We start from the raw sequence: 16,757 nt of genomic DNA, 5'->3' as shown, positions 1-16,757 counted from the left end.
CCGGATCACCGGGGCCATGACCTCCGAGGTCATTGAACCCGCGCCCGCCCCGGTGCGACGGTCACCGCGAACAGCGGCCCGAACACCCGAGGAGACGCCGATGAACACCGCTCCCGACACCGCCACCGACACCGCGCCCGGATCGGACCTGCTGCGCGGCAGCCTGCGCGCGGACGCCTGGGGCACCGCGGTGTTCGGCGTCGTCATGCTGGCGGGCGGGGGGTGGCTCAGCGGCCCGCTCGGCCTGCCCGCCGGGTGGTTCACCCCGATCGGGATCGCCATGCTGGGCGGAGCCGCCGCCCTCGGCCTCATCGCGGGCTACCCGCGAATCCCGCCCCGGCCCGCCGCTCTCGCCGTCGCGGGCAACGGCGTCTCCGGCGCGGCGATGCTCCTGCTCGTGGCCACCGGAGCGCTGCCGCTGACCGGCCTGGGCGTCGCCTTCGTGCTGGTCGGGGCGGCGTGGGTGACCGGCTTCGCCGCCCTCCAGCTCACCGGCCTGCGGCGCTCGCGCGCCCAGGCGTGACGGGCGGGCGTGACGGCCCGTCGAGGCCGCCACGCCCGCCCGCGCGTCAGGCGTCGCCGTTGAGCATCGCCGCGGTCAGCACGTTGCCCGCGACGCCCCAGCCCCCGTCCGGGACCTCGTCGACGAGCACGACCGTGGTCGCGCGGGCGCGCTCCCCGTAGATCTCCACGTACAGCTCGGTGGTGCGCTCGACGATCTTCTTCTTGTCCTCAGCGCTGATCGTGTCCGCCGGGACCTTGAAGTTGGCGAATGGCACGGGTTTTCTCCTTGGTTGTGTTGAGTGCTTGCTCGGTGGGTGCGGTGTCAGACCAGGCCGCCGTTGGCGCGCAGCACCTGGCCGTTGACCCAGCGGCCACGGGGACCGGCGAGGAAGGCGACCACGTCCGCGATGTCCTCCGGGGAGCCCAGGCGCTCCAGCGGCGGAGCCTTGGCCAGCGCCTCCACCTGCTCCTCGGTCTTGCCGTCCAGGAACAGCTCGGTGGCCGTCGGGCCGGGCGCGACCGCGTTGACCGTGACGTCGCGCCCGCGCAGCTCGCGGGCGAGGATCAGGGTGATCGCCTCCACCGCGCCCTTGCTGGCGACGTAAGCGCCGTAGCCGGGGAACTGCGTGCCCACCACGGAGGTCGAGAAGCCCACGAGCGCGCCGCCCGCGCGCAGCCGCCGGGCCGCCTGCTGGGCGACGACGAAAGCCCCCCGGATGTTGGTGCGGTGCAACCGGTCCAGCACGTCCAGGTCCAGCTCCGCGATGGGGGACAGGGCCAGCCGGGCCGCGCAGTTGACCACGACGTCGACGCCGCCGTACTCGGTCTCGGCGCGGTCGAACAGCGCGGCCACCGCGGTCTCGTCGGCCACGTCGGCCCGCACCGCGACCGCCTGCCCGCCCGAGGCGGTGATCGCATCCACGGTTTCCGCCGCGGCGGCGTCGTCGCCGACGTAGTTGACCACGACGGCCAAGCCGTCGTCGGCGAGCCTGCGGGAGACCGCGCGGCCGATGCCGCGCGAACCCCCGGTGACGACGGCGACCCGTCGCGTCCCTCCGGCAAAGGGGTCGGTGGTTGTCATGCCCCTACCGTGCGGCACCGCGCGGAACGGTGACAGGGGACGCCATCCCCTGTGTCGGCGGCCCGTTCCGACGCAGACTGGACGGCATGAACTCGTCGAAGTACGCCGAGCTGGGCGCGTTCCTCCGCTCCCGGCGCGAGCGCATCCGGCCCGAGGAGGTCGGCCTGGTCGCCGGGCCGCGGCGGCGCGTGCCGGGGCTGCGCCGCGAGGAGGTCGCCCAGCTCGCCGGGGCGTCCGCGGACTACTACAACGAGCTGGAGCGCGGCGCCGGCGCGCAGCCGTCGGAGCAGATGCTGGCCGCGCTGGCCCGCGCGCTGCGCCTGACCGCCGACGAGCGCGACCACCTCTACCACCTGGCCAACCGCCCGGTGCCGCGCGACGGCGGCCTCGGCTCGCACGTCCACCCCGGAATGCTGGACCTGCTCACCCGGCTGACCGGCACGCCCGCGCAGGTGATCACCGACCTGCACGTCACGCTCGTGCAGAACCCGCTGGCCGTCGCGCTGCTCGGCGACCACTCCCACTTCCGGGGCAAGCGGGCGGCCTTCGTCTACCGGTGGTTCACCGAGCCCGAGGCGCGGCGGCTCTACCCCGAGGCGGACCACCCGGCCCAGTCCAGGGCGTTCGCCGCCGACCTGCGGGCCGCCGCCGCCCGCCGGGACGCCAAGGACACCGAGGTCAGCGCGCTGGTCGCCGAACTGCTCGACCGCTCAGCCGAGTTCGCCAGGCTGTGGGCCGAGCACGACGTGGCGTTCCGCCGCGACGACCGCAAGCGCCTGCAGCACCCCGTGCTCGGCCTGGTCGAGGTGAACTGCCTCAACCTGTTCAGCGAGGACGGTCGGCAGCGCCTGCTGTGGTTCACCCCCGCCCTGGGCACCGACAGCGTCGACAAGCTGGACCTGCTCGCCGTCATCGGCACCCAGGAGTTCGCCCCCAACCCGGAGTAGACACCCCTGCAAGAGGATTTCAGCGGGGCCCGCCGAACCACGTCCGCAGCGCGTCGGCGAGCGAAGCGGCGTCCTCGCCCACCCACGCCACGTAGCCGTCGGGCCGGACCAGGAGCGCGGCGGCGGGGGCGGCGTCGGAGGTGGCGGCCACCAGGTCGACCCGGTCGGCCCAGCCCGCCGCGACCCCGGCCAGCTCCGGGCCGCCGGTCAGGTCGACCAGCAGCGGGCGGCCGGCGCGCGCCAGCTCGGCCAGCCGCACCGGGCGGCCCGCGCGGGCCAGCGGGAAGTCCGGCACCCACCGCCCGGTGAGCGGGTCGTCCTCAGTGGACGGATAGCGCACGTCCGCGCCCGCCATCATCGCCGCGATGCGCCGCGCGTTCGCGGGGTCGGCCAGCAGCTCGCCGAACACCTCCCGCAGCGCCGTGACCTCGCTGCCCGGCGCGAGCAGCGCCAGCTGCGCCTGCGAGGACACCATCACCCGCTCACCCGCGAGCCGCCGCTCCCGCTGGTAGGTGTCCAGCAAGCCGGCGGGGGCCCACCCCCGGACCTCGGCGGCCAGCTTCCAGCCGAGGTTGGCGGCGTCCTGCAGGCCCGCGTTCAGGCCCGGCCCGCCGATCGAGGAGTGCACGTGCGCGGCGTCGCCCGCGATCAGCACCCGGCCCACCCGGTAGCGGTCGGCCAGCCGGGTGTTGAAACCGGGCAGCCGCCGCAGCACGTGCGGGCCCGCGCCGCCCGGCCGGGCCATCGGCACGTCCCGGCCCAGCACGCGGGCCACGGCCGCCCGGACCTCCTCGAAGGTCACGGGCTCGCCGTCGGCCACCTCGGGCCGGTCCCACTCCAGGGCGGTGACCCGGTGCACCCCCGGATCGATCGACACGGACGCGAACACGCCGTGCTCGGTGCGCCGGTAGGTCAGCCCTCCCGGTGACACCGGCTCGTCGGTCAGCGCCCGCCGCTCGGACTCCGGCAGCACCGCGTCCGCCGCGCGGACGACCATCCGCCGCGCGCTCACCCCCGGAAAGCCGATGCCCGCGAGCTTGCGCACCCGGCTGTGCCCGCCGTCGCAGCCCACCAGGTAGCGGGCCCGCAGCGACCCGCCGGACAGCTGCGCGGTCACCCCGTCGTCGTCCTGCTCGAACCCGAGCAGCTCCTGGCCCCGGCGCAGCTCGGCCCCCAGCCCGAGGGCCCACTCCTCCAAGCGGGCCTCCAGCTCCCACTGCTGGATCGTGAAGGCGTGCAGCGGGTTGTCCGCCCAGCCGTCCAGCAGCAGGGGGATCGCGCCGTAGGGGTAGGCGGACACCGGCCGGGGCGGCGCGGCGTCCCCGCTCAGCCCCCGGTACAGGCCGCGGTGGTCCATCAGCCGCACGACCTGGCCGACCAGCCCGCCCGCCTGCGGCACCGGCACGCGCCGGGGCGACCGCTCGACCACGACCGGCCGGACCCCGGCCAGGCACAGCTCACCGGCCAGCATCAGGCCGACCGGACCCGCGCCGACGATCACCACGTCGGCCGTCTCCACCGCCGAGGCGGTCATGCGCACCACTCCAGGTAGTCGAAGGTGTCGGGCGTCACGCGAAGTAGTGACCCGCGTCCAGGTCCTCGACCAGCCCCGGCCCCTCCGGCCGCCAGCCGAGCAGTTCGCCGGTCAGCGCGCTGGAGGCGGGCTGGTCGACCCCGAGCAGCCCGCCGAGGAAGCCGAACCCCTCGGCCGGGACGGCGGCCACGGGCACGTCCAGGTGGCGGCCGATGACCTCGGCGATCTCCCGGATCGGCACGCCCTCGTCGCCGACGGCGTGCAGCACCGACCCGGCCGGGGCCTGCTCCAGCGCCAGGCGGAACAGGCGCGCGGCGTCGCGCAGGTGCACGGCGGGCCAGCGCTGGGAGCCGTCGCCGACGTAGCCGGAGACGCCCCGGTCGCGGGCGATGCCGATCAGGGCGCTGATGAACCCCCGGTCACCCTCGCCGTGCACGGACCGGGGCAGCCGCACCACCGAGGAGCGGACACCGCGCTCGGCCAGGCCGACCGCAGCCTGGGCGTTGGCGTCGCGCAGCACCGCGAACCCCTCGCCCTGGGCGCGGTCGCGCTCGGTGGCCACCCCGCCGGGCACGACCGGCGTCCCGGACGCGACGACCAGCGGCTGGTCGGAGCCCTCCAGGGCCGCGCCGAGCGCCTCGATGACCCGCCCCTCCTCCCGCGCCGACTCCTCGAAGCGGCTGAAGTCGTGGCCGAACGCGAGGTGGACCACGCCGTCGACGCCCGCCGCCGCTTCCCGCAGCAGGTCCAGGTCGGCCAGGTCGCCGCGCAGCACCTCGACGCCCCGCTCGGCGGCGGCCGCGGCCGAGCGGTTGGACCTGATGAGCCCGACGACGTGGTGACCCGCGCCGATCAGCTCGGGCACGAGCGCCGAGCCGATCCAGCCCGCCGCGCCGGTGACGAGAACACGCATGGGAAGCCTCCTGGGAACCGCCCCCGTCCGGTCCGGTGCCGGACAAGTGATGGGACTTGGTCCCGTCACCGTAGCAGAGTGATGGGACCAAGTCCCATCGCCTATCCTGAGGGCATGGCCCGATGGGAACCCGACGCGCGGGACCGGCTGTTGCGCGCCGCGCTCGACCTGTTCGCCGAACAGGGCTACGACGACACCACCGTCATCCAGATCGCCCAGCGGGCGGGGCTGACCAAGAGCACGTTCTTCCGGCACTTCCGCGACAAGCGGGAAGTGCTCTTCGGCGGTCAGGACACCCTCAACGGACTCCTCGCCGAGGGCATCGCCAACGCCCCCGACGGCGCGACCCCGCTCGACGCCGTGGCAGCCGCCCTCGCCGCCGCCGCGGCGATCTTCATCCCGGCCCGGCGCGACTACGCGCCCGCCCTCCTCGCGGCCATCGCGGCCAACAGCGAGCTGCGCGAGCGCGAGGCGCTCAAGTACACCGGCTTCGCCGAAGCCATGACCGAGGCGCTGCGCCGCCGCGGCGTCCCCGACCGGCCCGCGAGCGTCGCCGCCTGGCTGGGCGTCCTCGCGTTCGGCGACGCCTACTCGCGCTGGGCAGACCCCGCCAACCCCCACGAGTTCGGCGAACTGGCCCGGCAGGCGCTCCAGGAGTTGCGGACGACCGTCGCCGAACTCCGCTGAACCCCGCCCGACCGGCGCGGAGAAGAGGACACACCCTGGCCGCTTCCCCTGCGACTGTTGCCCCACAACAGGCACCGAGTCGAGGAGCGACCTTGTCCGTCACCACCACCACCCACCTGAACTTCCGCGGCCAGGCCCGTGCGGCGCTGGAGTTCTACCAGTCCGTGTTCGGCGGCCACATCGCCGTCGTCACGTACAAGGACGCGGGCAACGTCCAGGAGGAGTCCGAGGCCGACCAGGTGATGTGGGGTCAGGTGCTCGCCGAGAACGGCTTCCACGTCATGGCCTACGACGTGCCCTCGCGGATGGGCTACGACCAGGGCGAGAACTCGTTCTTCGTCTCCGTGCGCGGCAAGACCGTCGAAGAGGTCACCGGGCACTGGGAGAAGCTGTCCGACGGGGCGACCGTCGTCGTCCCGATGGGCCCGGCGGGCTGGGCCCCCGCCTACGGCATGCTGCGCGACCGCTTCGGCGTCGTCTGGGTCCTCGACGTCGAGGTCGAGTACAACGGCTGACGCCCCGCCGCGGTGCCCTTCAACCAGGGGATGCCGTCCCCTGGTTGAAGGACCCCTGGTTGTCCGCTCCCGCTCCGGTCACGGTCGAAAGCGACGCGCAGTCCCGACACCTCGAACTCGGGTGCCGTGAGCGAATGGAGATCCGATGCGACGACCAACCGCGCTGGCCCTCGGACTGGCACTGCTGCTGGTCCCCGCGAGCCCGGCCCTGGCCCACCCCGGCCACGGCACGCCGACGAACCCGCCCGCCGCGCCGACCACCCCCACCTACGGCAACGGCTGGAAGCCGCTGGCCCCCATCGCGGGCGGCCCCCGCCAGGAGCACAGCGTCGCCGCCCTGAACGGCAAGGTCTACGTCCTCGGCGGCATCGAACCCGGCACCGGGGGCGGCGTCGTCACCACCCACCGGGTGGAGGTCTACGACACCCGGCGTGACCGCTGGTCGGAAGCCGCCCCCCTGCCGGTCCCCATGAACCACCCCAACGTCGCGGCCGTCGGCGGCCGGATCTACGTCCTGGGCGCGCTGTCGGGAGGGAACTCCTGGCAGGCGATGCGCGACAGCTACGTCTACGACCCCCGCACCGACCGGTGGACCCGGCTCGCCCCGATGCCCGCCGGAACCGAGCGCGGCAGCGCCGCGATGGGCGTGCGCGGGACGAAGATCTACCTCGCGGGCGGAATGCGCACGCTGACGCCCGGCCCCGGCGGCCTCCAGGACACGGTGGACACCGTGTCGTCCTACGACGTGGTGACCGGCCGGTGGGAGACGCTGCCCAACCTGCCCCAGGCCCGCGACCACGTCGGCGGGGCCGTCGTGGGCAACACCTTCTACGTGCTCGGCGGCCGGGACCGGGGCCAGGTGAACGTCCGCGACACCGTCTACGCCTTCGACTTCGGCACCGGCCGGTGGACCGAGCGCGCCCCCATGCCGACCGCCAGGGGCGGCATCGCGGCGGCGGCCGTCGGCACGAAGATCTACACCTTCGGCGGCGAGGGCAACCCCGCCGAGGGCTCGCACAGCGTCTTCGCCGAGAACGAGGTGTACGACACGGCGCGCGACAGCTGGCAGCGGCTCGCCCCCATGGCGGTGCCGCGCCACGGCACGGCGGCCGTCGCGGTGGGCGGCACCATCCACATCCCCGGTGGCGGCACGGTGGGCGGCGCGGGCCCGGTCGACGTGAACGACGCCTACCGCCCTGGGCGGCGCTGAGCCCGTTGACGCACGGACAGCCCTGCGGGGTGGGCGGCGGTCTTCCGCTCCCACCCCGCAGGGCTTTGTCGCGCTCGTCCGACCCGATCGCGCTCCGCCGTTCGAGGCTGTTTTTGTCAACCTGAACATTGGCTTCGCGGAGCCACTTGTGGTGGCGAACACTTAATGTCACCATGACAATAAATGTCGTGCCGGGGTTGACCTCGACTCCGCCAAGGCGACTCGACGCCGGAGGAGCGCGGACGGACGATGAGCGGAAACCGAGTCGGTGTCGCGTCGGACAGCGCGGCCAAGGACGTCCTGCTGGCGGAGTACGAAGCCCTCAAAGCCGAGCAGAAGTCGCGGATCGCGTCGCGGGACCGGATGGTGTACGTCGCGCTCGCCGCGCTCACGGCCACGGTGACACCGGTGGTCCAGCAGGCGGGCGGGCCGCACCTGCTCCTGCTGCTGCCGGTGGTGTGCGTCGTGCTGGGCTGGACCCACCTGGCCAACGACCAGAAGATCACCGCCATCGGCGGGTACCTGCGCCGGCACCTGGCCCCCGCGCTCACAGCCGTCGACGAAGGTGCGGCCAGGGTGCTGACCTGGGAGTCCGTCCACCGGCACGAGCCGCTGCGACGGCTGGACAAGGTCATGCAACTGGTGGTGGACCTGCTGGTCTTCGTGGTCCCGTCGCTGCTGTCGACCACCCTCTACTGGACCTCCGCCGCCGTGCGCGCCGACCTGCTCGCCGTGTCGGTCGCCGAAGTGCTGATCACCCTGGCGTTCGCGGCGCGGGTCGTGGCCGCCGCCCGGTCGGCCCTGACCGACGGGCGGCCCGGTCGGGACTCCCGCCCCCCGCCCCGGAAAGAGGTTGAGGCCGCTGTGGCGGGGTAGCCGTCGTGGACTCGGCAAACAGGGGAACGCCATGACCGCAGCACCACGGGACGAGGAGCGCGCGGTAGCGGACGTGCGCGACTACCTGACCGAACACCGCGACCGGATGATCGAGGAGCTGATCGGCTGGGTGCGCCTGCGCTCGGTCGCCGGCCTGCCCGAGCACGACCCCGACCTGATCCGGTCGGCCAACTGGCTCGCGGGCGTGCTGCGGGAAACCGGTTTTCCCACCGTGGAGGTGTGGGAGACCGAGGGCGGGCCCGCCGTCTACGCCGAGTGGTGCGCGGCGCCCGACGCGCCCACGGTCCTGGTCTACAGCCACCACGACGTGCGCGCGGCCAAGGACCAGCAGTGGGAGGAGACCCCGCCGTTCGAGCCCGCGCTGCGCGACGGCCGCCTCTACGGGCGGGGCACCTCCGACGCCAAGGGGCAGGTGCTGGCCCACGTGTGGGGCGTGCGGGCGCACCTGGCCGCCACCGGCCGCGACGCCCCCGCCGTGAACCTGAAGTTCCTGGTCGAGGGCGAGGAGGAGATCGGCTCGCTGCACCTGGCCGGGCTCGTCGACGACAACCGCGACCGGCTCGGCGCGGACCTGGTGGTCTTCTCCGACACCCTGCTGTGGCGGGCCGACCACCCGGCGATCTGCACCAGCGTGCGCGGCCTGGTCCTGGCGCACCTGGAGGTCCTGGGCCCGCTGCGCGACGTGCACAGCGGCGCGGTGTCCGGGCCCGCGCCCAACCCCGTCGAGGAGCTGAGCAGGCTGCTGGCCCGGCTGCACGACGACAAGGGCCGGGTCACCCTGCCGGGGTTCTACGACGACGTCGCCGAGGCCCCCGAGCGCCTGCGCGCGGAGCTGGCCGCGCTGCCGTTCACCGAGGACGACTGGCTGACCAGGTCGGACACCCGCACCGTCGGCGGCGAGGCCGGGTACACGGTGCTGGAGCGGCTGTGGACCCGCCCGGCGCTGGAAGTGCTCACCGTGGTCGCGGGCGACCCGGTCGGCGCGTCGCGGGCCGCCGTGCCCGCCGTGGCCAGCGCCGACCTGAGCATCCGCACCGTCCCCGACCAGAAGGTCGCCGTCGTGGCCGAGCAGGTGCGGCGCTGGGTCGCGGACAACATCAGCGACCGCGTCGACTACGAGCTGACGGTCTCCGAGGACAGCGGCCAGGAGCCCTACCGCACCCCGGAGGACCTCCCGGCGGTGGACGCGCTCGCGGCGGCCATGGCCGAGGGGTTCGGCGCGCCGCCGGGGCGGATGGGCAACGCGGGCGGGGGACCGGCCGAGTTGCTGGCCCGCACCCTGGACGCGCCGGTGGTGTTCTTCGGCACCGGCCTGCCCGAGGACCGCTGGCACGACAGCGACGAGCGGGTGTCGGTCGACGTGCTGCTGGCCGGGGCCGCCACCCTGGCCCGCTTCTGGTCGCGGCTGGCCTGACCCGATCCGATCGGGCAGGTCACGCACCCCTGGCCACGGCGTGGTCGGCCCCCTCGGTGGCTCCCTCGGTGGCTCCCTCGGTGGCTTTCCCGGCGGCGACCGGCTCCAGCACGCGGTCCAGGCGGATCGGCAGGGTCCGCTGACGGGTGCCCGTAGCGTGCCACACGGCGTTGGCGATCGCCGCCGCGGTGCCCGCCGTGCCGATCTCGCCCAGGCCGTTGAACCCCGACGGGTCCAACGGCTCGTAGTCCGGCACGAAGTCGGCCTCCACGTCGGGCACGTCGGCGTGCGCGGCGATGTGGTAGCCGGCGAAGTCGCCGTTGGCCAGCCTGCCGGTGCGGGGGTCGCGCACGCTCTCCTCGTGCAGGGCCATGGACAGCCCCATGACCATCCCGCCGACCACCTGGCCGCGCGCCAGCAGCGGGTTGATCACCCGCCCCACCGCGAACACGCCCAGCAGGCGGCGCACCCGCACCTCGCCGGTGGCCGGGTCGACGGCGACCTCCGCGAAGACCGCGCTGAAGGTCTGCCGCTCCCGGCCAGGCTGGAAGTCGATCAGCGCGCTGGTGTCCACCGTCGCGGTCACCGGCCGGGCCGGGTCGCCCAGGCGCCCGCGCAGCTCCTTGGCGGCCTCGGTGATGGCGAAGGACCAGGAGGTGGTGCCACGGGAGCCGCCCGCGCCCCACGCCATGCCCAGGTCGCTGTCGCCGATGCGCAGCCGGACCCGCCCCGCGTCGACCCCGAGCGCGTCGGCGGCGACCGCGGTCAGCGCGGTGCGGGCGCCCGTGCCGATGTCGCTCGCCCCGACCGACACCGTGAACGTCCCGTCCACCTCGGCGGTGATCGAGGCCGTCGAAGGGAACACCCCGGCGCTGAACGACGCGGTGGCCATGCCGGTGCCGATCAGCAGCGGACCCTCGCGCCGGGAGCGGGGACGCCGGTCGCGCGCCGCCCAGCCGAACCGGCGCGCGCCCTCCTGGACGCAGGAGACCAGGCGGCGGGTGCTGAACGGCAGCCCCGACACCGGCGCGACCGAGGGCTGGTTGCGCAGCCGCAGCCGCACCGGGTCCACGTCCAACCGCTCCGCCACCTCGTCGATCGCCGACTCCAGGGCGAACGAGCCGGGCGTCGCGCCCGGCCCGCGCATCGAGGCGGGCGGCAGGACGTCGAGGGGCACGGCGGTGAGCCGGGTGCGGATCGCGGGCGCGGCGTACAGGACCTTGGCCTGCTCGGTGCACGCCTCGATGTACTCGGCCAGCGGCGAGAGGGCGTAGGCGGCCCGGTGGCCGACCGCCCGCAGGCGGCCGTCGGCGTCGGCGCCGATGGTCACCAGCTGCTCCGTCCGGGGCCGCGACGAGGTCGTCTCGAACACCTGCGCCCTGGTCATGGCGATCCGCACCGGACGCCCGAACCGCTTGCTCGCCATCGACGCGAGGATCATCTGGGGACCGCAGACGCCCTTGCCGCCGAAGCCGCCGCCGACGTGCTCGGAGCGGACGTGCACCCGCTCCCGGTCGATCGACCACAGCGCGGCCAGCACCTCCGACACGCTGAACGCACCCTGGTTGGCGTCCAGGGCGTGCAGGTGGTCCCCCTCCCACCACGCGGTCGAGGCGTGCGGCTCCATGGCGCAGTGGCTCTCCTCGGGGGTGCGGTAGCGCTCCTCGACCACGACCGCGCAGGCCGCCAGCTCCGCCTCCAGGTCGCCGGTGTCGGCCTCCGGGCCGAACGCGGTCGACGCCGGACGGGCGGCCGGGTGGTCCATGCCGAAATCCAGGTCGTGCGGCTCGGCGTCGCAGGTCACCCGCAGCGCCGCCGCCGCGGCCCTGGCCTGCTCGGGCGTCTCCGCCACCACCAGCGCGACCGGCCAACCCGCGTACGGGACCACCTCGTCCTGCAACAGCAGCAGACTGCCGTCGGGGCCGAAGTAGTTGCCCGCCTTCGGGTTCAGCCGCGGCGCGTTGCGGTGGTCGAGCACGCCCAGCACCCCCGGCATGCCCAGCGCGGTCGAGGCGTCGACATCGCGAATCCGGCCGCGCGAGGTCGTGGCGGTCACCAGTTGGCCGTGGACCAGCCCCGGCATCGGCACGTCAGCGGTGTAGCGGGCGGCGCCGGTGACCTTGAGCCCGCCCTCGATCCGGGGACGTGACGCGCCGACCGCGCCGGCAGTGCGGTCCGGGCTCATCCGACCTCCTCCGCCGCGGCCAGCTCACCGAGCACGGCCGCGATCAGGTTCTTCGCCAACAGCACCTTGTAACCGTTGTCGGGCAACGGCTCCGCACCGCTGAGCGCCTCCTCGGCGCAGGCCCGCAACCGGTCGGGGGTGGGCCGCGCGCCGCGCAGCACGGCCTCGGCGGAACCGGCCCGCCACGGGCGCGACGCCACACCGCCCAGGGCGATGCGCACGTCGCGCACCACGCCGTCGCGGACGTCGAGCGCGGCGGCGACGGAGACGGTCGCGAAGGCGTACGACGCGCGCTCGCGGACCTTGCGGTAGCGCGAGCGCAGGCTCCCCGGAACGCCGGGGAGGGCGACGGCGGTGATCAGCGCGCCGGGCGGCAGCGCGGTCTCCAGGTCCGGGCGGTCGCCCACCGGGAGGTAGAACCGCGACAGCGGGATCTCGCCGCCGCCGTCGAGCGACTGGTAGCGCACGACCGCGTCGAACGCGGCGAGCGCCACCGCCATGTCCGAGGGGTGGGTGGCCACGCAGTGCGCGGAGTGGCCGAGCACGGCGTGGTTGTGGTGCACCCCCGCGATCGCGGTGCACCCGCTGCCGGGCAGCCGCTTGTTGCACGGCCGGGACAGGTCGGCGAAGTAGCCGCACCGGGCCCGCTGCAACAGGTTGCCGCCCACCGTGGCCATGTTCCGCAGCTGACCGGACGCGCCCGCCAGCACGGCCTGCGACAGCGCCGGGAACCGGCGGCGCACCTCGGGGTGCGCGGCCGCGTCGCTGTTGGTCGTGGTCGCGCCGACGACCAGGCCCCCGCCCGGCTCGACGTGGACACCGTCGAGCGGCAGCCGCCGCACGTCCACCAGCCGGGTCGGCCGCTCGACCCCGCACTTCATCAGGTCGACCAGGTTCGTGCCCCCGCCCAGGTACCGGGCGCCCCTGTCGCCCGCGACCGCGAGGAGCGCCTCGTGGACCCGCGCCGCGCGCTGGTAGGCGAACTCCCTCACGCCGCACCCCCTTGGCGGGCGGCGGCTTCGAGCACCGCGCGCACGATCGACGGGTACGCCCCGCAACGGCACAGGTTGCCGCTCATCCGCTCGCGCACCTCGGCCTCGTCCAGCTCGGGCGCCCGCTCCGGGTCGTCGTCGGCGGTGACCGCGCTGGGCCAGCCCGCCTCGTGCTCGGCGAGCGCCCCGACCGCCGAGCAGAGCTGCCCCGGAGTGCAGAAGCCGCACTGGAAACCGTCCAGGCGCACGAACGCCTCCTGCAGCGGCCGCAGCTCACCCCCGGCGGCCAGCCCCTCGACCGTCGTGACGGCGGCGCCGTCGGCGGCGACCGCGAGGGTCAGGCAGGAGACCACCCGCCTGCCGTCGCACAGCACCGTGCAGGCCCCGCACTGCCCGTGGTCGCACCCCTTCTTCGGCCCGGTGAGCCCCAGGTCCTCCCGCAGCGCGTCGAGCAGCGTCCGGCGGTTGTCCACCGACAACCGGTGGGACACGTCGTTGACTCGCAGCGATATCCCGCTGCGCGTGTGGTCGGTCATCGCAGTCCTCCGCGCGCCCGCTGCCGTGCACGGGCCGCCGGTCGAGATTGAATCCTCCAGGGCAACCAGAAGCCCTTGTCCCGCACGCTATCCAGCGGAAGGCGACGCGGGAGCGCCCGTCGCGCAAGGGGGAGGATCGAGCAAGAGAACGCGAGTTCTGGTCAATCGCCGCGACCGGCGACCGGCGTGCCGGTCCGGGCGCCGCCGCCGAGCCGCGCCGCGTCCTGGCGCGGCGGACCACCGAAGAGCCTGCGGTACTCGCGGCTGAACTGGGCGGGGCTCTCGTAGCCGACCAGGCGGCTGACCCCGGCGATGTCGCCGGGGTTCGCGGCGAGCAGCAACCTGGCCTGCTGCAGGCGGATCTGCTTCTGGAACTGGATGGGGCTCATCGAGGTGACCGCCTGGAAGTTGCGGTGGAACGCCGAGGCGCTCATGCCCGCCCGCCGCGCCACCTCCTCGACCCGGAAGGGCAGGGCGTAGTTGTCGCGAATCCACCGCACCGCCCTGGCGACGTGGCTCAGGCCGCTGTCGGGCAAGCCGAACTGGCGCAGGACGCCGCTCTGCTCGCCGGTGAGCAGCCGCCAGACGATCTCCCGCTCGACCAGGGGCGCGAGCACGGGGATGTCGTGCGGCCGGTCGAGCAGCCGCAGCAGGCGGAGCACGGCGTCGAGCAGTTCGGCGGAGGCGGTGCTGACCACCAGACCGGCCGACCCGCCGGGGCCGGGCTCCGGCAGCTGCGCGGGGTCCACCTGCAACAGCACCTCGGCGACCACGGCCGGGCGCAGCTCCAAGCCGAAGCCCAGCGCGGGCTCCTCCGGGCTGGCGCGGGCGAAGTACGCGGTCACCGGCAGGTCGACCGAGGCGACGAGGTACTCCCCGGCGCGGTACTCGTACAGCCGGTCGCCCAGCGCGAACCGCTTGACCCCCTGGGCGACGAGGGCCAGCACCTTGCCGTAGGTGGTCGGCGTCGGCGGCGTTGGCCGATCGGCGCGGAAGACGCGCAGGCCGTCGATGTCGGTGCTCAGGTCGGGCCGGGCGTGCCTGGCCAGCAGCACACGCAGTTCGTCGAGCGGCATGGCCGCCATTCAAGCACCGCGCGATCCCGATGCCCGCCGAGCCGAGCGCACCCCCCGTGACGGGAGCACCTCCTCCGCACGTCAGCCCGACACCTCGCGCGACGGCATGACGTAGCCCAGCTTCAGCAGGGCCTTGCGGAACTTCGGCTCCTGATCCGGCCGGACGGCGATGTGCCGGTCACCGATCACGCGGCACACCGCGCGATCACGGCCCAGCAGCGCGGCGGTCGCCGCGTCGGCGCACTCGATCACCCGGACCAGACCCAGATCGACCAGCTGCCCGCTGCGCCGCCGCACGTCCTCGGCCACCGTGCGCAGGGCGGCGGGCAGCTCGTGGTCGGTCCGCTCACCGAGGAACGCGACGAACTCGTCGAGGTCGCGTCCGCTGTCGAGCGCGGAGAGCAGGCTGCCCGCCGACACCGCCCACACCCGGTCGGCGGTCCGCTCCGCGTAAGCGGACAGCACCAGCCGGTCCGCCGCGCCGACCTCGCCGACGGCGACCACGTCGAGGTTGGGCAGCACCTTCAGCGGCCGGGTCCCGATGGCGGCGGGCCGGTAGGCGTCGGTCAGGCCGAGGGCATGAGCGCCCAACGCGGTGAGCCTGATCGCCACGAGTCCGTCGTAGCGGCTCAGCGCCTCAAGGTCGTCGCCGCCCCAGTTGTCGATGTAGTCGTCACGCGCGCCTGCGGCGTCGACGTAGTCCAGGTCGATCAACCCCAGCGTGCCCGCGTACTCGAACAGCACCGCCAAGGTGTAGCGGCCCTCCAGCAGCTCCCAGTCGTGGTGGCCGTCGTAGCCGAGACTGCCGTACTCCGGGTCCACCAGGTAGAGCCTCCACAACGCCCTGTCGTTACGCGCGATGGTGGGGCTCATGTTCCCGCGCCGCATGGTGGTGAACAGCGTGTCCACGTCGACCCACTTGTCCTGCGGGCAGGTGGCCAGCGCCTTGGCCACCGACTGACGACGCGGCTTGGCCGCGGTCAGGACATTGGGGACGCGCTGGCCCTTGATCTGCTCCACCCGGCTGAACTCGTCGATCACCGCGTGGGTGAGCCAGCGCTGCCACAGCCCCCGGATCACCTCCGCCGGTGGTTTCCCCAACGCCGCGCGCCCCTTCGGCGTCAACCGCAGGCGGGTGCCGTCGAGCGCCGCGAGCCCACCGGCCTGCAGCAGCAGCGGCCAGGCGAACGCGGCAATCGGCTCGTCGTCGTAGAAGTCGCCCTGCGCCAGGTGCGCGGTGATGGTCCGGATCGTCGCGGCCGACGGGCGCTTGGTCTTGTCGCTGCACCTGACCTCCCCGGCCGCGCACAGTTCGAGCACGGTGCGCAGGTTGGCCAGAGCCTCCTGCTCGGTGAACCGCACCCGCTCCTCGGGGTCCACGTCGTCCTCCTCGCCCTCGACGGCGAGATCCCGCCGCCGCACCCGCTCCGCAAGCGCGGACAGCGTATTCGGTATCGGCTCACGAGCGGCCGGCGGAGTGAATGGACCCCCGGAATATCACCCTTTTGGCCTCTCACACCGGTATCGGGAACTCCCGCGTCCAGGCAGTCACCTAATGGTGTGTCCCTCGCTTGACGGCTTACGCGCCTTATTCGGCGGAGTAACGTCACCGCCGCACTTGATCTACTGCCGCCCGACGCAAAGCAGAGGGAAGTTCATGAGCCGCAAACGCGCATTCATCGTCGCCATCACCGCCGGACTCCTCCTCGTGGGCACGACCACCGGGGCCGCCGCCTCGGCCCGAGTGGCCGCCCTTTTCGGGAACGGCGGCTTCGAAACCCCCAGGGCGCCCCAGAACAGCTTCGCCAACCTGGGAACCGGGAGCGCCATCGGCCCCTGGCGGGTGACGGGCGGGAACGTCGACCTGATCGGCGCGGGCTACTGGCAGGCCGCCGAGGGCGACCAGTCCGTCGACCTCAACGGCGTGCAACCGGGCGCGGTGTCGCAGACCTTCGACACCATTCCCGGTGTCAGGTACGACGTCGGCTACTCGATCGCGGGCAACACGGCGGCGGGCCCGGTGGTCAAGACCGGCCGGGCGCTGGTCGACGGCCAGAACTTCCAGGACTTCACCTTCGACATCACCGGCAGGACGCCTGCGGCGATGGGCTACGTCACCCGCGCCTTCAGCTTCGTGGCGACCAACCCCACGACCACGCTGACATTCGCCAGCACCACACCCAGCAGCGCCAACGGACCGGTCCTCGACAACGTGACGGTGAAACCCTGCGGGTGCTGCTGACCATTTCCGAAATAGCCCCAGTGA

17 protein-coding genes are annotated in these 16,757 nt (G+C 74.0%); 8 read left to right on the top strand and 9 right to left on the bottom strand.

Going from position 1 to position 16,757, the window contains the following annotated elements:
• Positions 1-100 precede the first annotated feature (100 nt).
• Positions 101-523: a hypothetical protein gene (locus tag JOF41_RS24990; RefSeq protein WP_209622396.1), complete on the top strand. Its 423-nt coding sequence runs from the start codon at positions 101-103 to the stop codon at positions 521-523.
• Positions 524-569: 46 nt separating this feature from the next.
• Here JOF41_RS24990 and JOF41_RS24985 read toward each other — a convergent pair whose 3' ends face one another.
• Both JOF41_RS24985 and JOF41_RS24980 read right to left on the bottom strand, forming a co-directional pair.
• On the bottom strand, positions 570-779 hold the full coding sequence (locus tag JOF41_RS24985; protein ID WP_189227564.1) for a 4-oxalocrotonate tautomerase family protein: 210 nt from the start codon (positions 777-779) through the stop codon (positions 570-572).
• A gap of 47 nt (positions 780-826) precedes the next feature.
• Positions 827-1,585 (bottom strand): SDR family oxidoreductase, encoded by a 759-nt coding sequence (locus tag JOF41_RS24980; protein ID WP_209622394.1) that lies wholly within the window; start codon positions 1,583-1,585, stop codon positions 827-829.
• 86 nt (positions 1,586-1,671) lie between these two features.
• Here JOF41_RS24980 and JOF41_RS24975 point away from each other — a divergent pair, with 86 nt between their 5' ends.
• Positions 1,672-2,532 (top strand): helix-turn-helix transcriptional regulator, encoded by an 861-nt coding sequence (locus tag JOF41_RS24975; RefSeq protein ID WP_209622392.1) that lies wholly within the window; start codon positions 1,672-1,674, stop codon positions 2,530-2,532.
• Positions 2,533-2,551: 19 nt separating this feature from the next.
• Here JOF41_RS24975 and JOF41_RS24970 read toward each other — a convergent pair whose 3' ends face one another.
• Together JOF41_RS24970 and JOF41_RS24965 are read right to left on the bottom strand one after the other, a co-directional pair.
• Positions 2,552-4,066 (bottom strand): FAD-dependent monooxygenase, encoded by a 1,515-nt coding sequence (locus JOF41_RS24970; protein WP_209622378.1) that lies wholly within the window; start codon positions 4,064-4,066, stop codon positions 2,552-2,554.
• Positions 4,067-4,100: 34 nt separating this feature from the next.
• Positions 4,101-4,979 carry an SDR family oxidoreductase gene (locus JOF41_RS24965; protein ID WP_209622375.1) on the bottom strand — a complete coding sequence of 293 codons (879 nt, stop codon included), beginning with the start codon at positions 4,977-4,979 and terminating at the stop codon, positions 4,101-4,103.
• Positions 4,980-5,093: 114 nt separating this feature from the next.
• Between JOF41_RS24965 and JOF41_RS24960 the strand changes: the two genes are divergently transcribed.
• The 5 genes from JOF41_RS24960 (at position 5,094) to JOF41_RS24940 (ending at position 9,702) form a co-directional block, all read left to right on the top strand.
• Positions 5,094-5,666 (top strand): TetR/AcrR family transcriptional regulator, encoded by a 573-nt coding sequence (locus tag JOF41_RS24960; RefSeq protein ID WP_189227569.1) that lies wholly within the window; start codon positions 5,094-5,096, stop codon positions 5,664-5,666.
• Positions 5,667-5,758: 92 nt separating this feature from the next.
• On the top strand, positions 5,759-6,181 hold the full coding sequence (locus JOF41_RS24955) for a VOC family protein (RefSeq protein WP_209622372.1): 423 nt from the start codon (positions 5,759-5,761) through the stop codon (positions 6,179-6,181).
• 145 nt (positions 6,182-6,326) lie between these two features.
• The gene (locus JOF41_RS24950; protein WP_209622370.1) at positions 6,327-7,391 is read left to right on the top strand and encodes a Kelch repeat-containing protein; all 1,065 of its coding nucleotides are present in this window, start codon (positions 6,327-6,329) and stop codon (positions 7,389-7,391) included.
• Between the two features lie 249 nt (positions 7,392-7,640).
• On the top strand, positions 7,641-8,267 hold the full coding sequence (locus JOF41_RS24945) for a hypothetical protein (protein WP_189227572.1): 627 nt from the start codon (positions 7,641-7,643) through the stop codon (positions 8,265-8,267).
• A gap of 31 nt (positions 8,268-8,298) precedes the next feature.
• Positions 8,299-9,702 (top strand): M20/M25/M40 family metallo-hydrolase, encoded by a 1,404-nt coding sequence (locus tag JOF41_RS24940; RefSeq protein ID WP_244989687.1) that lies wholly within the window; start codon positions 8,299-8,301, stop codon positions 9,700-9,702.
• A 19-nt stretch (positions 9,703-9,721) separates the two neighbouring features.
• Here JOF41_RS24940 and JOF41_RS24935 read toward each other — a convergent pair whose 3' ends face one another.
• The 5 genes from JOF41_RS24935 to JOF41_RS24915 form a co-directional block, all read right to left on the bottom strand.
• Complete coding sequence (locus JOF41_RS24935) at positions 9,722-11,887, bottom strand: xanthine dehydrogenase family protein molybdopterin-binding subunit (RefSeq protein WP_209622367.1); 2,166 nt, start codon at positions 11,885-11,887, stop codon at positions 9,722-9,724.
• On the bottom strand, positions 11,884-12,879 hold the full coding sequence (locus JOF41_RS24930; protein WP_209622364.1) for an FAD binding domain-containing protein: 996 nt from the start codon (positions 12,877-12,879) through the stop codon (positions 11,884-11,886). Before JOF41_RS24930 ends, JOF41_RS24935 begins: the two co-directional genes overlap by 4 nt.
• Complete coding sequence (locus JOF41_RS24925; RefSeq protein ID WP_209622362.1) at positions 12,876-13,415, bottom strand: (2Fe-2S)-binding protein; 540 nt, start codon at positions 13,413-13,415, stop codon at positions 12,876-12,878. Before JOF41_RS24925 ends, JOF41_RS24930 begins: the two co-directional genes overlap by 4 nt.
• Before the next feature lie 161 nt (positions 13,416-13,576).
• Complete coding sequence (locus JOF41_RS24920) at positions 13,577-14,500, bottom strand: AraC family transcriptional regulator (protein WP_244989685.1); 924 nt, start codon at positions 14,498-14,500, stop codon at positions 13,577-13,579.
• 72 nt (positions 14,501-14,572) lie between these two features.
• Positions 14,573-15,913: a hypothetical protein gene (locus tag JOF41_RS24915; protein ID WP_307867518.1), complete on the bottom strand. Its 1,341-nt coding sequence runs from the start codon at positions 15,911-15,913 to the stop codon at positions 14,573-14,575.
• Positions 15,914-16,148: 235 nt separating this feature from the next.
• On the opposite strand from JOF41_RS24915, the gene JOF41_RS24910 reads away from it, so the two are divergent.
• The gene (locus JOF41_RS24910; RefSeq protein WP_209622359.1) at positions 16,149-16,733 is read left to right on the top strand and encodes a choice-of-anchor C family protein; all 585 of its coding nucleotides are present in this window, start codon (positions 16,149-16,151) and stop codon (positions 16,731-16,733) included.
• The last annotated feature ends 24 nt before the right edge of the window (positions 16,734-16,757 follow it).

The sequence above is a fragment of the Saccharothrix coeruleofusca genome (assembly GCF_017876325.1).
GTDB lineage: Bacteria > Actinomycetota > Actinomycetes > Mycobacteriales > Pseudonocardiaceae > Actinosynnema > Actinosynnema coeruleofuscum.
The sequence above is the reverse complement of the archived record's forward strand: the minus strand, read 5'-3'. Positions and strand labels throughout refer to the sequence as shown.

Excerpts from the sequence above, each read along its gene's own strand:
- JOF41_RS24945 (WP_189227572.1), top strand. The coding sequence starts at position 7,641 with ATGAGCGGAAACCGAGTCGGTGTCGCGTCGGACAGCGCGGCCAAGGAC.
- JOF41_RS24960 (WP_189227569.1), top strand. The coding sequence starts at position 5,094 with ATGGCCCGATGGGAACCCGACGCGCGGGACCGGCTGTTGCGCGCCGCG.
- JOF41_RS24935 (WP_209622367.1), bottom strand. The coding sequence starts at position 11,887 with ATGAGCCCGGACCGCACTGCCGGCGCGGTCGGCGCGTCACGTCCCCGG.
- JOF41_RS24975 (WP_209622392.1), top strand. The coding sequence starts at position 1,672 with ATGAACTCGTCGAAGTACGCCGAGCTGGGCGCGTTCCTCCGCTCCCGG.
- JOF41_RS24990 (WP_209622396.1), top strand. The coding sequence starts at position 101 with ATGAACACCGCTCCCGACACCGCCACCGACACCGCGCCCGGATCGGAC.
- JOF41_RS24925 (WP_209622362.1), bottom strand. The coding sequence starts at position 13,415 with ATGACCGACCACACGCGCAGCGGGATATCGCTGCGAGTCAACGACGTG.
- JOF41_RS24950 (WP_209622370.1), top strand. The coding sequence starts at position 6,327 with ATGCGACGACCAACCGCGCTGGCCCTCGGACTGGCACTGCTGCTGGTC.
- JOF41_RS24910 (WP_209622359.1), top strand. The coding sequence starts at position 16,149 with ATGAGCCGCAAACGCGCATTCATCGTCGCCATCACCGCCGGACTCCTC.
- JOF41_RS24920 (WP_244989685.1), bottom strand. The coding sequence starts at position 14,500 with ATGGCGGCCATGCCGCTCGACGAACTGCGTGTGCTGCTGGCCAGGCAC.
- JOF41_RS24970 (WP_209622378.1), bottom strand. The coding sequence starts at position 4,066 with ATGACCGCCTCGGCGGTGGAGACGGCCGACGTGGTGATCGTCGGCGCG.
- JOF41_RS24965 (WP_209622375.1), bottom strand. The coding sequence starts at position 4,979 with ATGCGTGTTCTCGTCACCGGCGCGGCGGGCTGGATCGGCTCGGCGCTC.
- JOF41_RS24940 (WP_244989687.1), top strand. The coding sequence starts at position 8,299 with ATGACCGCAGCACCACGGGACGAGGAGCGCGCGGTAGCGGACGTGCGC.
- JOF41_RS24980 (WP_209622394.1), bottom strand. The coding sequence starts at position 1,585 with ATGACAACCACCGACCCCTTTGCCGGAGGGACGCGACGGGTCGCCGTC.